13 protein-coding genes are annotated in these 14,468 nt (G+C 66.5%); 5 read left to right on the top strand and 8 right to left on the bottom strand.

What is annotated here, in order from left to right; genetic code table 11:
• Positions 1 to 157: 157 nt before the first annotated feature.
• On the bottom strand, positions 158 to 1,420 hold the full coding sequence (locus tag C8D93_RS03015) for a tyrosine-type recombinase/integrase (protein ID WP_110263659.1): 1,263 nt from the start codon (positions 1,418 to 1,420) through the stop codon (positions 158 to 160).
• Positions 1,421 to 1,803: 383 nt separating this feature from the next.
• Here C8D93_RS03015 and C8D93_RS03010 point away from each other — a divergent pair, with 383 nt between their 5' ends.
• Positions 1,804 to 3,570 carry a DUF1631 family protein gene (locus C8D93_RS03010; RefSeq protein ID WP_110263658.1) on the top strand — a complete coding sequence of 589 codons (1,767 nt, stop codon included), beginning with the start codon at positions 1,804 to 1,806 and terminating at the stop codon, positions 3,568 to 3,570.
• Positions 3,571 to 3,618: 48 nt separating this feature from the next.
• Here C8D93_RS03010 and C8D93_RS03005 read toward each other — a convergent pair whose 3' ends face one another.
• The 3 genes from C8D93_RS03005 to fadB form a co-directional block, all read right to left on the bottom strand.
• Positions 3,619 to 4,029 carry a hypothetical protein gene (locus C8D93_RS03005; protein ID WP_110263657.1) on the bottom strand — a complete coding sequence of 137 codons (411 nt, stop codon included), beginning with the start codon at positions 4,027 to 4,029 and terminating at the stop codon, positions 3,619 to 3,621.
• Positions 4,030 to 4,183: 154 nt separating this feature from the next.
• Positions 4,184 to 5,344 (bottom strand): acetyl-CoA C-acyltransferase FadA, encoded by a 1,161-nt coding sequence (gene fadA, locus C8D93_RS03000; protein WP_110263656.1) that lies wholly within the window; start codon positions 5,342 to 5,344, stop codon positions 4,184 to 4,186.
• Positions 5,345 to 5,374: 30 nt separating this feature from the next.
• Positions 5,375 to 7,543 (bottom strand): fatty acid oxidation complex subunit alpha FadB, encoded by a 2,169-nt coding sequence (gene fadB / locus C8D93_RS02995; RefSeq protein ID WP_110263655.1) that lies wholly within the window; start codon positions 7,541 to 7,543, stop codon positions 5,375 to 5,377.
• A 528-nt stretch (positions 7,544 to 8,071) separates the two neighbouring features.
• Between fadB and C8D93_RS20565 the strand changes: the two genes are divergently transcribed.
• A complete protein-coding gene (locus C8D93_RS20565) occupies positions 8,072 to 8,722 on the top strand; it encodes a histone (RefSeq protein ID WP_170123865.1) in 651 nt (216 codons plus the stop codon).
• Positions 8,723 to 8,828: 106 nt separating this feature from the next.
• A complete protein-coding gene (locus C8D93_RS02980; protein WP_110263653.1) occupies positions 8,829 to 9,767 on the top strand; it encodes an ArsR/SmtB family transcription factor in 939 nt (312 codons plus the stop codon).
• On the opposite strand, the gene C8D93_RS02975 is transcribed toward C8D93_RS02980, so the two are convergent.
• From C8D93_RS02975 to C8D93_RS02960, 4 genes are read right to left on the bottom strand one after another with little or no spacing between them, the layout of a single operon-like run.
• Positions 9,768 to 10,463, bottom strand: a complete 696-nt coding sequence (locus C8D93_RS02975; protein WP_110263652.1) for an SDR family NAD(P)-dependent oxidoreductase — start codon at positions 10,461 to 10,463, stop codon at positions 9,768 to 9,770.
• Entirely contained in the window at positions 10,460 to 11,191 is a 732-nt protein-coding gene (gene dnaQ / locus C8D93_RS02970) for a DNA polymerase III subunit epsilon (RefSeq protein ID WP_110263651.1), read from the bottom strand. Before dnaQ ends, C8D93_RS02975 begins: the two co-directional genes overlap by 4 nt.
• 27 nt (positions 11,192 to 11,218) lie before the next feature.
• A complete protein-coding gene (rnhA, locus tag C8D93_RS02965) occupies positions 11,219 to 11,659 on the bottom strand; it encodes a ribonuclease HI (RefSeq protein WP_110263650.1) in 441 nt (146 codons plus the stop codon).
• 37 nt (positions 11,660 to 11,696) lie between these two features.
• Positions 11,697 to 12,470, bottom strand: coding sequence for a class I SAM-dependent methyltransferase (locus C8D93_RS02960; protein WP_110263649.1), 774 nt, complete (start codon positions 12,468 to 12,470; stop codon positions 11,697 to 11,699).
• A 43-nt stretch (positions 12,471 to 12,513) separates the two neighbouring features.
• Here C8D93_RS02960 and gloB point away from each other — a divergent pair, with 43 nt between their 5' ends.
• Entirely contained in the window at positions 12,514 to 13,290 is a 777-nt protein-coding gene (gloB, locus tag C8D93_RS02955; RefSeq protein WP_110263648.1) for a hydroxyacylglutathione hydrolase, read from the top strand.
• 108 nt (positions 13,291 to 13,398) lie between these two features.
• Entirely contained in the window at positions 13,399 to 14,454 is a 1,056-nt protein-coding gene (locus C8D93_RS02950; RefSeq protein ID WP_110263647.1) for a transglycosylase SLT domain-containing protein, read from the top strand.
• Positions 14,455 to 14,468: the final 14 nt, after the last annotated feature.

Here is a 14,468-nt window from a genome sequence, read left to right as displayed (position 1 = left end):
AGGCGATGGTAGCGGGGGACGAATGAACCGAGGCAGAACATCAGCGGCTACAGTTGGAGAAGCTGAGGCTTGAGATCGAGTCCCTGAAGAAAATTCAGCGACGGTCTGTGCGACGGCCTTAGTTGATGGGCTCCCTGAGATCCAATCGACTCTCTCGTTACTCATCAATGCCTAGTGCCGGCAGTTTGGCGATGCCACGAGCAACTTCAGACGGAAGCAGGTGTGCGTAGTGGCGCCGAGTAATACGACTATCTGAGTGGCCGAGCGCCTTGGCAACTAGCTCGATGTCACGGGTCGCCAACAGTAACAGCTTGCCGTAAGTTGATCTCATTGCCTTGAAGGTGACCCCTTGCAGCTTGCTGGTCTGAGCGGCTTCGTGCATAGGGCGTGCTGCCTCTGATTTGCGCCACGGGCGCCCATCTTCTCGCCGGAACATTGGTTCATTCTGCTCTCGCCCGACGCTTATCCGTTCGAAGAACTTCTTGCCTTCGGGCGTCAACGGCTGCCACAACAACTTCCCCGTCTTGCCTTGCTGAATTCGCACGACGCCGCCTTCAACGTTGAAATCGCCGACCTTGAGAGCACAGAGATCGCCATAGCGCGCGCCCGTCATCATTGCGCCCGTGAGCAGCTCACGCAGTTCCGGGGCAGCAGATTTGAGCAAACGGCTGACCTCATCCGGTTCGAGCATCCGCGGCAGCGGATCCTCGTCAATTGCAAAAGGTTTCACTCGTGCCCAGTAATCTGGGTGAGCATCGGATAGCAAGCCCTCTACCTGGGCCCAACGAAGCGCCGCCTTGACGGTGGTCAGAACGCGGTTGGCTGTCGCCTTTCGACCACGTAGCTGCTGAGGCTCACGAGGATTGAAGCTCATTACCTTGCCCCGCTTCGTCGGAGGAGCCTTCGCGATTCCCGCATGCCAAGTCTGTAGTGTCTTGGTGTCGATTGCCGTGACCGGCATTTGGCCAATAGTGGCACCGTAACGATCCCAGCTTTGTCTGGTGAGCTTGGCGTTGCCTTCGCTCATGACCCGGTTCTGCCGCCCGCCAGGAATTGTCTGCCGCGCCGAGAGATAGGCGTCGATAACATCATTGAGCACGACCCCATCGCCGTAGTGTCGTGGAGCACTTACCGACTTGCCGGCCGCGACTTCCCGAACCCGATCCACAGCTTGGGTGTAGGTAAGGGTCACCTTTCCATCGGCGTCGATGTGATCGTCAGCTTGCCCGACCCGCTTTTTGCGGTATCGGCCCGCTTCGAGCTTGCGCGAGTACCAGACGCCATTGCTGCGCGCGTTGGCTCTTCGGTATCCGATAAATAGCCCCGGGACAACCTGCCGCCAATGCGGGTCGTGTCGCTCTTGCAGTTTGAGCCGCGCCTTTCGAGTTTCGATCCGCGCGTCGCGAGGTGTTCTGGCCATATTTACTTCCCACGTCCCCGCACTTGGTGTGGCAACATTATCTCTTAGGTAATTTTAGGTAATAGACGACCCCGAATCAATGCGATAGGCAATGGACGTATCTGGACCTTTCCCTAGGCATTGCTGTCATCCGTGGATGTCCATGGGCGTCCATTTTCCGCCCTTTCACGGCGGTAACCGGGGTTCGAATCCCCGTGGGGACGCCATCTCGCGCTTTCGCGTGGCACGATGGCCCGCGCCACACACGCTCCCGGCGCCCTCATCCCGATCTCACGAGTACGCAGATTCCCGCGGATCGCGTAGTCTTCCGCTCCGGGAACGGTTGCCGGCGGACGGCGAACCGCGTATGTCGGGTGGTGAAGGGAGCGTCGCCAGGGAGACCCATGAGCAGGATGCCTGATTCGGATGCCACGCGGCTCTCGGCGGCGGCAGTGGGGCCGGCCTCGTCCGAGGTGCTGAAGATGGGCACGCCGGCGATCAATGCCCTGCGGCGTTCGGTGAGCGTCGCGCTGACTTCGGTCTTCAAGCCGTTCTTCGCGCAGCTTCCCGAAGCGCTGCGCAGACGCGCTTCGGTCACCGTGCTGGTTGCCGAACAACGCAACTGCACGGCACTGGCCCGCGCGGTGGCCTCCGACCCCAGCCGCTGGCTCGATGAGGTCCTGGTACGCGTCGACATCAGCCTGACCGGCTCCGCAGAGTCGGCGAAACTGGCGACGAGTCGCGCCACCGCCAACGACGTCATGGTGCTGACGCCGCCGCAGCTGCGTGCGGAAACGCAGTTTGCCGCACTCATCGGCGAGTTCGACACCCAGCTCGACCTGATCCGGCGCTCGGTGCGCTTCCCGATTCACGCCGGCGCCCTCGCGCCGGCCAGCCTGTGCCGTGCGCTCCGCGACACGGCGGTAGCCCTGAACTACGGCAGCGCACATCTGCGGGTGCTGTTCGACCAGTTCGACACGCTGGTTCTGCCCCAGTTGCCCTCGCTGTACGAAAAGCTGCTGGGCTCGCTGACCGACATCGCCTCGCGCGCCGCGGAAGCGGAAGCGATGCTCGCACACGAGCAGGCGCGCTCCGAGGCGATCCGGCGTCAGCCGCCTGCCGAGTCCCCCGCCCCCAAACCGGCGCCCCCTGCAGCCGGTTCCGCCGCCACCCGTGAAACCCCGGCGCCCGAGGCTGTGCCTGCGCCTGCGCCTCCTGCAGACGGTTCGCCTGCCGCGACGCCCGCCCGCCGCAAGACCGACACCATCGACGACAAGACGGCGTCGATGCTCGCATCCGTCCGCGAGCGCGTGCCGGTGAGCAACGATACGTACAACGACGGCTCGCTCGCCGGCGATCTGCTCGCCTTGCAGGGCGACACGCCGCTGCCATCCGGCACCGAGGTGCCGGTGGACAAGCGCAAGGCGCCGCTGCAGCGCATCGCGCTGGCCGGTCAGTTCCTCAACGAGGCCATCGAAGACCCGTTCGTGCCCGAGGAGCTCGGCCCGCAGCACGAATCGGTGCGATTCCCGCTGGTCAAGTCGGCGCTGACCGATGCGACGCTGTTCACCGCCGTCACCCACCCCCTGCGCAGTCTGGTCAACGAGCTGATGCTCAAGTCCGCGACCTCGCGCATCACCGGCACGGCCGAGGCGCGCCACATGGCGGCGGTCCTGCAGCAAGTGCTCGTTCAGTTCGATCTGGCGCCGGACTTCGTGCGCGAAGCGATGCTCAACGCCGAGCCGATCAGCGACAAGCAGATCAACTCGTTCTTCTCATCGCAGAAGCAGCACGCCGAGAAACGGCGCGAAACCGTCATCAACGAGGCCAAGCGCCTGGTCGTGCGCGAACTGGAATTGCGCACCTTCGGTCGCGCCGTCCCACAGCCGGTGATCCGTTTCTTCAATACCTTCTGGGGACCGCTGCTGGTCAAGGGGCTGCTGCAGTACGGAGCCGATCACGATCACTGGCGCAACGGCCTGGATCTGATGGAACGCCTGCTCGACCTGATCGAGACGCCCCCGGAAGACCCGCAGGCGGCATGGCGCGAACTGATCTCGAAGATGTCGACGGCCCTGGCCGGCGCCAAGCTCGACGCCACGCGCATCAAGAGCGCCTTGAGTCTGCTGGAAGCCGCGCGCAAGGCGCCAAGGCCGCGCCAGACGCTCTGAGACTGGCGCCCGCAGCGAAACCGGCGGGCGCGGGGGCCCCGCTGATGGTTACGGCGCGTCGTCCACGGCGTCGCGGAACCGCTCGCGACGTTCGTCCTGTCGATCGCGGAACGCCTGCTTCTTCTCTTCGCATTCGGCCGGATGTGCAGCGCAGTACTCCTTCGTGCGCTCGATCCGATCCTGCCGCTCCTGCTTGAGCGCCTCGCACTTTCCGGGGTTCTGATCGCAGTAGGCCTTGCGCGCATCGCGGCGGGCGTCACGCGTTTCGCAGGTCTGCGGATTGCGCGAACAGTACTCGGCACGCTGCCGCTTGAGCTCTTCGCACTTCTGCGGATTCTTCGCGCACCAGCCCGGTGCCGGTTCCGATGGCGGTGACTCCGCGAAGGCTGGCATGGCCAACAGACCGGCGACGCTGAGGCCGAGCACGGCGCAGCCACGGAAGAGATGCTGGATGATCATGGCGGGAACCTCCACAAGCGATGGTGACCCACCCTTACGCTAGCACGACGATCTTTCCCGTTCATGAACCCCCGATGCATGCCGCCCGACAAAAAAGGCCGGGCGACTGCCCGGCCTTTGGGAACACATCGAGACGCGCTTGAGCGCGCCGGGCTCAGTTGACCCTCTCGAGCACCGTCGCCACGCCCTGCCCCATGCCGATGCACATGGTCGCGACGCCGAACTGCGCGTCCTGCTCGCCCAGCACATGCGCCAGAGCGCCGGTGATGCGCGCCCCGGAGCAGCCCAGCGGATGGCCCAGTGCGATGGCGCCGCCCTTGATGTTGACGCGGTCCATGCGCTCCAGCAGCTTGAGGTCCTTCATCACCGCCAGGGACTGCGCCGCGAAGGCCTCGTTGAGCTCGAAGTAGTCGATGTTGTCGATCGACAGCCCCGCACGCTCCAGCGCCTTCTTCGTCGCCGGAACCGGGCCGATGCCCATGATCGAAGGATTGCAGCCCGCAGCGGCCACGGCGCGGATGCGGGCCATCGGCTTGAGGCCCAAAGCCTTTGCCTTGTCTTCGGCCATGACCAGCGTGCACGAGGCGCCGTCCGAGATCGCCGAGCTGTTGCCGGCGGTTACGCTGCCCTTGGGATTGAAGGCCGGCCTGAGCTTGCCCAGGTCTTCGAGATTCGCCTCGGGCCGGACGACTTCATCGAAATCGACGAGGATCGGCGCGCCGTCGGCATCGTGGCCGGCGATGGGCACCATCTCGTTCTTGAAGCGTCCGTCCTTCCAGGCCTTGTAGGCCTTCTGGTGCGACGCCAGTGCGAACTCGTCCTGCTTGTCGCGGGACACCTGGTGCGTCTGCGTCAGCATCTCGGCGGTCAGGCCCATCATCGCCGCCGCCTTCGCGGTCGTCACCGACAGCCCCGGATCGCCGTCGAATCCATGGGTCATCGGCACGTGCCCCATGTGCTCGACGCCGCCGCAGATGTAGGTGTCGCCGATACCGGCCTTGATCGACGCGGCCGCGATATGAATCGCCGTCATCGACGAGCCGCAGAGACGATTGACGGTCTGGCCCGGCACGGTGTTCGGCAGCCCTGCCTTGAGCAAGGCGTTGCGTGCGATGTTGAAGCCCTGCTCGAGGGTCTGCTGCACGCAGCCCCAGATCACGTCCTCGACATCCTTGCCCTTGACGGCGGCATTGCGCGCGAGCACGGCCCTGATCAGCTCAGCCGACAGGTCCTCGGCGCGCACGTTGCGGAATGCACCGCCCTTGGAGCGACCCATCGGGGTGCGGACTGCATCGACTATGACAACTTCGGTCATCTCATTCACTCCTGAATTCGGTGGTCGCGCTTACTTCGGGAAGTAGCGCTTGCCTTCGGCGGCCATCTTCTTCATCGACTCGGTGGGCTCGTAGAGCTTGCCGAGCGACGCGTAGTTCGCGGCCTTCTCGAGCACCGTCTTCATGCCCAGCGTGTCGGCGTACTTGAGCGCGCCTCCGCGGTGCGGAGGAAAGCCGATGCCGTAGATCAGGCCCATGTCCGCCTCGGTCGGCGTCTCGACGATACCCTCGTCGAGGCAGCGCACGGTTTCGATGATCATCGGAATCATCAGACGGTCGATGATCTCTTCGTCACCGAAGTCCTTGCTGCCGTTCGGCTGCACCGACGCGATGAGCTCGGCCGTCTGCGGATCGACCTTCTTGACCGGCTTGCCCTTCTTGTCTTCTTCGTACTTGTAGAAGCCGATGCCGTTCTTCTGACCGTAACGCTTCTGTTCGTACATCACGTCGAGCGCGGACTTGAACTCCTTGTTCGACATGCGATCCGGGTAGCCCTCCGCAAGCACGTCGCCGACGTGGTGCGAGGTATCGATGCCGACCACGTCCTGCAGGTAGGCAGGCCCCATCGGCCAGCCGAAGCCTTCCATGACCTTGTCGATCTTCTGGTAGTCGCCGCCGTCGCGCAGCAGCATCGACCAGCCGCCGAAGTACGGGAACAGGATGCGGTTGACCAGAAAGCCCGGGCAGTTCTTGACGACGATCGGCGTCTTGCCCATCGCCGCGGCGTAGGCCGCGACCGTCGCAATCGCTTCCTTCGAGGTCTTCTCGCCGTAGATGACCTCGACCAGGGGCATGCGATGCACCGGGTTGAAGAAGTGCATGCCGAGGAAATTCTCGGGTTTCTTCATCGCCGTCGACAGGTCGTCGATCGAGATCGACGAGGTGTTCGACGCGATGATGGTGCCGTCCTTGACCAGCCCCTCCACCTCGGCCAGCACGCTCTTCTTGATCTTCGGATTCTCGACCACGGCCTCGACGACGATGTCGACGTTGCCGAAATCGCCGTAGTTCAGCGTCGGCCGGATCGTCGAAAGGATCGCGCCGGCCTTCTCGGGCGTGAGCTTCTTGCGCGAGACCTGCTTGCTCAGCAGCTTGTTGGCCTCGCTCATGCCCAGGTCCAGCGCCTTGTCGGCGATGTCCTTCATGATGATCGGCGTGCCCTTGATCGCACTCTGGTAGGCGATGCCGCCACCCATGATGCCGGCGCCGAGGACCGCCGCCTGTTCGACCTTCTTGCCGGCCTTGATGTAGCCCTTGGCCTTCTTCTTGAGGAACTGGTCGTTGAGGAAGATGCCGACGAGGCTGTCGGCAACCGTCGTCTTGGCGACCTTCGCGAAGCTCTGCCCCTCGATCTTGAGGGCATCGTCGCGCGACTTGCCCGCGGCCTTCTGGATCGACTTCACCGCCTCGACCGGCGCCGGGTAGTGCTTGCCGGCCTGACCCTGCACGAACGGAATCGCCGTACCGAAGACCATCATCGTCTCGATCGGATCGAGCTTGAGCGGCCCCTTCTTCTGCGCGCGGCGCGCCTGCCAGTCGTACTTGCCTGCGATTGCCTGCTGCACGAGTGCGATCGCGGCATCACGAACCTTGTCCGCCGCGACGACGGCATCGACGGCGTGAACCTTGAGCGCGGCATCCGCCTTGTTCTGGCCGCCGCCCGCGATCCATTCGATCGCGTTGTCGGCGCCCGTCAGTCGCGGGAACCGCACCGTGCCGCCGAAACCCGGAATGATGCCGAGCTTGACCTCGGGGAAACCAACCTGGGCGGTCGCCGCCATGACCCGGTAGTCGGTCGACAGGGCCATCTCGAAGCCGCCGCCCAGCGCGAATCCGTTGATCGCCGTGCAACTCGGGAACGGCAGGTCCTCGATCGCGCTGAACACCTTGTTCGCCTCGAACGCCCAGGCCGCGATCTCTTCCTCCGAACGTTCGAAGTTGGCGCCGAACTCGGTGATGTCGGCGCCGACGATGAACACGTCCTTGGCGCTGGTCACGATCAGGCCCTTGACGTCCTTGGCCTGGGCCAGCGCTTCGCCGGCTTCCTTGAGTTCCTGCACCGTGCGCGCGTCGAACTTGTTGACCGCGTCGCCCTGACGATCGAAACACAGTTCTGCAAGGCCGTCGGCAAGCGCGGTCACGCGAATCGACTGCCCTGAATACATGGGCCCGTTTGACATGCTGGGTCACCTCACTGGGATGAAATTGATGAAGAACCGAGAAATCTGCGCGCGCAACGCGCCTGGGCATGGCCGCCAGTCCCGAAGGGATCGCCGGGCGGCGCAGACGCGCCCGCACCCGAAAGTTGGGCGGGCATCATAGCCCCGCTGCGACACGGGCGTAAACCGATGATCCATCGCGGCTTTCGCGATTTTGAGGGCATGCTGGGCGCAGATGTGGGCAGCTTGTGCATTTTTTGACAGCTTTGTTGCCGGACCCTACACTCGCCAGCATCTTTTCGGGGGAAAAGTCAAGGGAGAACAGATGGCTGCAGCAAGTCGGCGATCCCCGCTGCCATCCCGCCCCGGCCCGTCCTCATACCGAGCCTGGCGCAAGCCGCTGCCCCCTGACAACACCCTCGCGCCGCGGCATCGGCGCCCTCTCCCACGCACCGCTTTCCGGTATCGCCCGATGCTTCGGGTTCCCGCCTTGTCCCGGCCCGCACGGCCGTCCTACGTATGGAGTTCGTCACGCTTATGAAGAAGTCCGTGAAGAAGACGGCCGGCAAAGCCGTCAAGAAGACTGCCGCCAAGAAACCTGCGAAGAAGCTCGCCGCCCGAAAGCCCGCCAAACCTGCCCGCAAGCCAGCCGCCAAGCCAGCCAGGAAGGCCGCGAAGAAAGCGGCCCCGAAGACGACCAAGAAGCCCGTCAAGAAAGCGGTGAAAAAGGCCGCGAAGAATGCCGGCGCGAGCAAGCCCGCGGCCAAGGCGTCGTCGCTGCGCACGAAGGCACGCACGTCGGCGAAGAAGGCCGTCACCAAGGCCAAGAAGGCGGTGACGAAGGCTCGCGCGACCGTGAAGAAGGACGTGGCCAAAGCCAAGACGTCTGCCCGCAAGGCGAGCGCGTCGGTCAAGAAAGATGTGAGCCAGGCCAAGCGCACGGTCGGCAAGGTGCGAGAGCAGGTCCGCAAGGTCCAGGTGCAGGCGCGCAGCCAGGCACGAAAGGTCGAAAAGAAGGTCGCCGAAGCGGCCGCACCGGTGCTGGCCGTGGCACAGTCGATCACGCCCTCACCCCTGTCGCGCGCCTTCCTGGCCACCTCGCAGGGAAAGAAAGAGGCGGCGGAACTGGGCCTGGCGCCCGGCGAGGTCCCGGCCGAGACGCCGGTGACCGGCGACCAGGACACGCCGCCGCAGACCTGAGCCCACTGACGCCGACCGCCGCATCGAGAAAGCCCGCCTTGCCGGCGGGCTTTCTGTTTGCCGGCACGCTGGTCACAATGCCGGCATCCTTCATCCGTTCATCCGCATGAGCCTGTCGCTCGAACAGAGCACCGCCATCTGCAGCCTGCTCGCCGACGCCAGCCGCCTGCGGCTGCTGCTGTTGCTCGAACAGCACGAACTCAGCGTCGCCGAACTGACCGAGGTGACTGGCCTCGCGCAAAGTCGCGTATCGACCCACTTGGCGCGCCTCAAGCGCGCCGGGCTGGTCCAGGACAAGCGCAGCGGCAACGCCGCGCTGTACTCGGCGGCAGCGAACGACGACGAGATGGCGAGCCTGTGGGCGCTGCTGCGGGAGCGGCTGGACGATACCCAGTTGCGGGTGGACCGCGAACGCGCCGGACAGGTCGTGGCCCGCCGCAAGCACGGCCAGACCTGGGCCGAGTCGGTCGCCGGTCGCATGGATCTGCACTACTCGCCGGGGCGCACCTGGGAGGCGACGGCGCGTGCGCTGATCGGCTTGCTGGATCTGGGGGACGTGGTCGATGTGGCCTGCGGCGACGGCGTGCTGGCCGAACTCATCGCCGAGCGGGCCCGCAGCGTCACCGGCATCGATATCAGCCCGACCGTCACGGCGGCTGCACGCAAGCGCCTCTCGCGCCTGGCCAACGTCGAGCTGCGCGAAGGCGACATGCACCGGCTGCCGCTGCCGCCGGCGGCCTATGATCACGTCTTCCTGATGCACGCCCTGTCGTACACGCGCGAGCCGCAGGCAGTGCTGCGCGAAGCCGCACGCCTGCTGCGACCGGGCGGACGGCTGATCGTCGCCGCCCTGGCCGAGCACGGGCACGAGGAAACGATGCGTGCCTACGACCACCTCAATCTGGGTATCGCGCCGGACCGGTTGCGCCGCCTGATGACGGGATGCGGATTGAAGGTGCGGCAGTGCCGGGTGAGCTCGCGCGAGATGCGACCACCGTACTTCGAGGTCATCACCGCCATGGCCGAAGCCGGTCCGGCGAACTGATCACCACGGCGCGACGGCTCGCCGCCGCCACAGCACACCGTTGGGCGCATCGGCACCGAGCGTGGCGGCCCAGACCACGTCGGCGGCCGCGTCGTCGACTACCCGCGGCGCCTGCGGGCCGCCCATGCGCGTGCGCACCCAACCCGGGTCCACGGCGACCACCTTGACGTCCTCGCGGCAGTCAGCGGCCAGATGCAGCGTCGCGGCGTTGAGCGCCGCCTTGGAAACGCTGTAGGCCGCCGGACCGCCGAGGCCGCCCGAGAAGCACCCGTAGCCGCTGCTCAGGTTGACGACGCGCCCGAAGCCCCGGGCGAGCATGCCCGGCATCCAGGCTCTCGCACAGTGCACCGGCCCCAGCAGATTCACGTCGAGCGCCTGCCGCAGATCGGCATCGCCGGTCGTGAGCAGACCGCCCTCGGGATAGATCCCGGCGTTGTTGATCAGGATGTCGACGTCGATCTGCCGCCGGGCGAGTTCATCGGCGGCGGCCCGTATCGAAGCGACGTCGCCGACGTCCACGCCGAGGGCGACCGCCGGCGCGCCAGACATCTGGAGCCCCGCGAGCGCCTGTTGCGCCGCCTCGGCTGTGCGTGCCGTCAGCACCACACGCATGCCACGCGCCGCGAGTTGCTGCGCGACATGCAGGCCGATGCCGCGATTCGCACCGGTGATCAGCGCGGTGCGCAGCGACGTCACCGCGGCTCCACCCCTTCTTCCGCATTCAGGTCCGCGACCCACAGGCAGGTGCCCTTGCCGGCGATCTGGGCAAGGCGCGCACGATGCGCACTCAGCTCGTCGGCGCTGGCCTGCAGGACGTGCAGCGGGCCGTCTCCGCTGCCGAGCAGTTCGACGAAGCGCGAGCGACGCGAGGCCGTACCGCCGGTGTCCTCGAGCCCCAGGCGGCTCTGGCCTCCGGTCATCGCCAGATACACGTCCGCCAGCAGGCGGGCGTCGAGCAAGGCGCCGTGCAGGTCGCGCTGGGAGTTGTCGACCTCGTAGCGCCGGCACAGGGCGTCGAGGCTCACGCGTTGCCCCGGGTGCAGCTTGCGCGCCATCGCCACGGTGTCGGTGATGTGGCAGACGTCCGCCAGCTTGTCGGTGTAACCACAGCGCGCGAACTCGCGGTCGAGAAAGCCGACGTCGAATGCGGCGTTGTGGATCACCAGTTCGGCACCGGCGAGGTACTGCCACAGCTGATCGGCGATATCGCGAAAATGCGGCTTGTCGGCCAGGAACTCCATCGTGATCCCGTGCACGTCGACCGCTCCCGCATCGATCGGCTTGTCCTGCGGATGGACGTACTGGTGGAAATCGTTGCCCGTCACCCGCCGGTTGCGCAGCTCGACGCAGCCGACCTCAATGATGCGGTGGCCCTGCTCGACTTCCAGGCCGGTGGTTTCGGTATCGAGAACGATCTGACGCATGTCGCGGGCGGCTTAGTGGAGTGACGACTATATCGCCTGCGTCTCGGCGCAGCCTTCGTTGGCAAGGCGGTCGGCGGCTTCGTTCCCCGGATCACCGCTGTGTCCCTTGACCCAGCGCCAGTCGATCCGGTGCCGCGCGGCGGCGGCGTCGAGCGCCTGCCACAGGTCCTGGTTCTTCACCGGCTTCCTGTCGGCTGTCCGCCATCCGCGTGCCTTCCAGCCGGGCAGCCATTGCGTCAGCCCCTGCATCACGTACACCGAGTCGGTGTAGAGCGTAACCGCACAGGGTTCGCGCAACGCCTCCAGTGCGCGGATGGCGGCGGTCAGCTCCATGCGGTTGTTGGTCGTCTGCCGCTCGCCGCCCTTGAGTTCGCGCGTGTGTCCGTTGAACTGCAGAACGGCACCCCAGCCGCCGGGGCCCGGATTGCCCTTGCAGGCACCGTCGGTGTGGATGGTGATGTGCTTCAACGCGGCGACGAACAGATTCCGTGGGCAATCCGCGATTTTAACCGGACGGTCCGGCCTCGCCATCGGCAAGACCGCGCTGCGCGGCCGGAAGGCCGACGCCGACCAGAGGCTTGACCTGCGCGCGCTGCACGCGGCCGACGAAATTCATCGGCAGCACGCGCTTGCGTGCGCACACCATGTAGGCCTCCGCCAGCGGCAGCACCAGACTGGCCGGCGACCAGCCTTCCCCGACGCTGCGCGGCGCCAGCCAGGGAAAGCCGACGCTGTAGCGACGCACCTCGGTGACGTCGAAGTCGAGCAGCTCCAGCCAATCCTCGATCCGCCCCGCCCCGTAGAAGCGGGCCCCGCGCGGAAACGCGCGATGCCCGAGGCCGAGCCGGCTGCGCCAGGCCCAGACCCCCAGCGGACTGAAGCCCAGCACGAACAGGCGGCCACGATCGTTGAGGATGCGGTTGACCTCGCGCAGCACGTTGTGCGGCGAGCGCGCGAACTCCAGCGTGTGCGGCAGCACGACCGCGTCGACCGACTTGGCCAGGACCGGCAGGCGCTGCGGGTCGATCACCGCCGCTGCCGCACCGTCTCCGGAGGTACCGAGCACCGCGTGATGCAGCGTGCCGGCCGTATCGACCAGCGCGCCGCCGATACCCCAGCTGCCGATCTGCAGCACGTGCCGGCCGAACACGTCCGGCAGCAGGCGCGCCAGCTCCGCCGACTCGAGTTCGAGCAGACGCACGGCGCGCGGCGACGAGCGCCACAGATCGAGGGCGTGGCGATCGAGCGGTCGGCCTCCTTCGTGACGTGTCAGCGGCATGGCGCTACCCTGCTGCGGAACCTGCGCTGCCATGTTAACGCCGATGCACCTGCATGCCATCCCGGCCTTCGTCGACAATTATCTTTGGACGCTCGTCGACGGCGAACGGGCGGTGGTCGTCGATCCGGGCGACGCAGCGCCGGTACAGGCCTTTCTCGAGCACGAAGGACTGCGCCTGGAGGCGATTCTCGTCACGCATCATCACCCGGACCACGTCGGCGGCATTTCGGCACTGCTCGAGCGCTGGCCCGTCCCGGTCTATGGCCCGCAGGCGGAACTCCCGCGTATTCCGCAGCTCACGCAGACGCTGGCCGATGGTGACACCGTCGAGGTGCTGAACACGCAGTTCTCGGTCATCGCAGTGCCCGGCCATACGCTGGGGCACATCGCCTACCACGCCGTGGCACGAGGATTCCTGCTCTGCGGAGACACGCTGTTCTCCGCCGGCTGCGGGCGCCTGTTCGAGGGCACCCCCGAGCAGATGCATGCGTCCCTGCAGCGCCTGGCCGCGCTGCCCGACGATACGCTGGTGTACTGCACGCACGAGTACACCCTGTCCAATCTGGCCTTCGCCGCCGCGGTGGAACCGCACAACGGCGACATCCAGGCGCATCTCCAGCATGTGCGCGCCCTGCGCGATGCGGGGCGTCCGAGCCTGCCGACAACGCTGCGACTGGAACGCACGATCAACCCCTTCCTGCGCGCCGGGGTCCCCCAGATCCGCGCGGCTGCGGACGAGAAAGCGGGTACCGCGCTGGGCAGCGAGGCCGAGGTCTTCGGCGTGCTGCGGCGGTGGAAGGACGGCTTTCGCGCCGCGTGAGCCCCCTTGTTCCGGGGGTAACAAAAGCGCCATGTTGCGGTAGAGTCGGTACCGGGGCCGCTGCGTCGCTGCAACGGACTCTTGCAGACCGCAACTCAGGGGGGTTCGATGCGCCCGATACCGGCCGCCGTTGCGGCCTGCTGGCTCGCCTGCTCGCTGCATGCCGGCCCGGTCACCCCAGGCTCGCCGCCGGACTCGATCTGGCCGCGAGTGGCTGCCAACATGCGCCTGGTCAACGACGAACAGCGCGAGATCGTCGACTGGGCGCGGTACTACGCACGCAAACCCGACGCGACGCAGCGCCTGCTGGCCCGGTCGCAGCCGTTCCTGTGGTACATCGTCGAGGCGGTCGAACGCGAGAACCTGCCCGCAGAGATCGCGCTGCTACCGGCGATCGAATCCGGCTTCGACCCGCACGCCGCGTCGCCGCAGCGCGCACACGGCTTGTGGCAGTTTCTTCCCGCCACCGGTCGCGCCCTGGGTCTGCCGACGACGACCCAGTACGACGCACGCCGCGATCCGATCGCCAGCACCGACGCCGCCATACGCTACCTGCGTTCGCACTACGCCCGTTTCGGTGACTGGCATCTGGCGCTCGCGGCCTACAACATCGGCGCCGCCCGACTGTCGCGCCTGCTCGAGGCCCAGCCGCGGGGCACCGACTTCTGGGCGCTGCAACTGCCGCGCGAAACGCACGAGCACGTCCGCCGCCTGATGGGCATGGCCCTGCTCGTCGAGCAGCCGCAGCGTTTCGGCATCCGCCTTCCGACGATCGCCGACCGCCCGGCGGCCGAGACGATTGCACTCGACCGGCCCGTGAACCTGCGCCAAGCCGCCCGCATCGCCGGTGTGCCCGAGGCCGTGATCACCGTCTACAACCCGGGGCTCGGCAACCTCGACAGCACGTCGGTCAAGCGCGGCATCCTGCTGCCCACCGCCCATGCGCAGCGGCTGCGGGCGGCGCTGGACCGCACCCCTGCACCCATCGTCGCCCCGGCGCCGAAGGCCCGGGTGCACGTCGTCCAGCCGGGCGAGTCGCTGTGGCGCATCGCCCGCCGCTACGACACCAGCGTCGACGCGCTCATGCAGCACAACAAGCTCAGACACGCGGGCCTGATCCGTCCGGGCTCCCGCATCGAGGTTCCCGCCGGCACCAGCAGTTGACCGGGGCCGGGCAA

It is taken from the genome of Sinimarinibacterium flocculans (assembly GCF_003201205.1).
Classification (GTDB): domain Bacteria; phylum Pseudomonadota; class Gammaproteobacteria; order Nevskiales; family Nevskiaceae; genus Solimonas; species Solimonas flocculans.
This window is presented reverse-complemented; position numbering and strand designations above follow the sequence as displayed.

Coding starts and splice junctions, on each gene's coding strand:
- C8D93_RS03015 (WP_110263659.1), bottom strand. CDS start 1,420: ATGGCCAGAACACCTCGCGACGCGCGGATCGAAACTCGAAAGGCGCGG.
- C8D93_RS03010 (WP_110263658.1), top strand. CDS start 1,804: ATGAGCAGGATGCCTGATTCGGATGCCACGCGGCTCTCGGCGGCGGCA.
- C8D93_RS03005 (WP_110263657.1), bottom strand. CDS start 4,029: ATGATCATCCAGCATCTCTTCCGTGGCTGCGCCGTGCTCGGCCTCAGC.
- fadA (WP_110263656.1), bottom strand. CDS start 5,344: ATGACCGAAGTTGTCATAGTCGATGCAGTCCGCACCCCGATGGGTCGC.
- fadB (WP_110263655.1), bottom strand. CDS start 7,543: ATGTCAAACGGGCCCATGTATTCAGGGCAGTCGATTCGCGTGACCGCG.
- C8D93_RS02980 (WP_110263653.1), top strand. CDS start 8,829: ATGAGCCTGTCGCTCGAACAGAGCACCGCCATCTGCAGCCTGCTCGCC.
- dnaQ (WP_110263651.1), bottom strand. CDS start 11,191: ATGCGTCAGATCGTTCTCGATACCGAAACCACCGGCCTGGAAGTCGAG.
- C8D93_RS02960 (WP_110263649.1), bottom strand. CDS start 12,470: ATGCCGCTGACACGTCACGAAGGAGGCCGACCGCTCGATCGCCACGCC.
- gloB (WP_110263648.1), top strand. CDS start 12,514: ATGCACCTGCATGCCATCCCGGCCTTCGTCGACAATTATCTTTGGACG.
- C8D93_RS02950 (WP_110263647.1), top strand. CDS start 13,399: ATGCGCCCGATACCGGCCGCCGTTGCGGCCTGCTGGCTCGCCTGCTCG.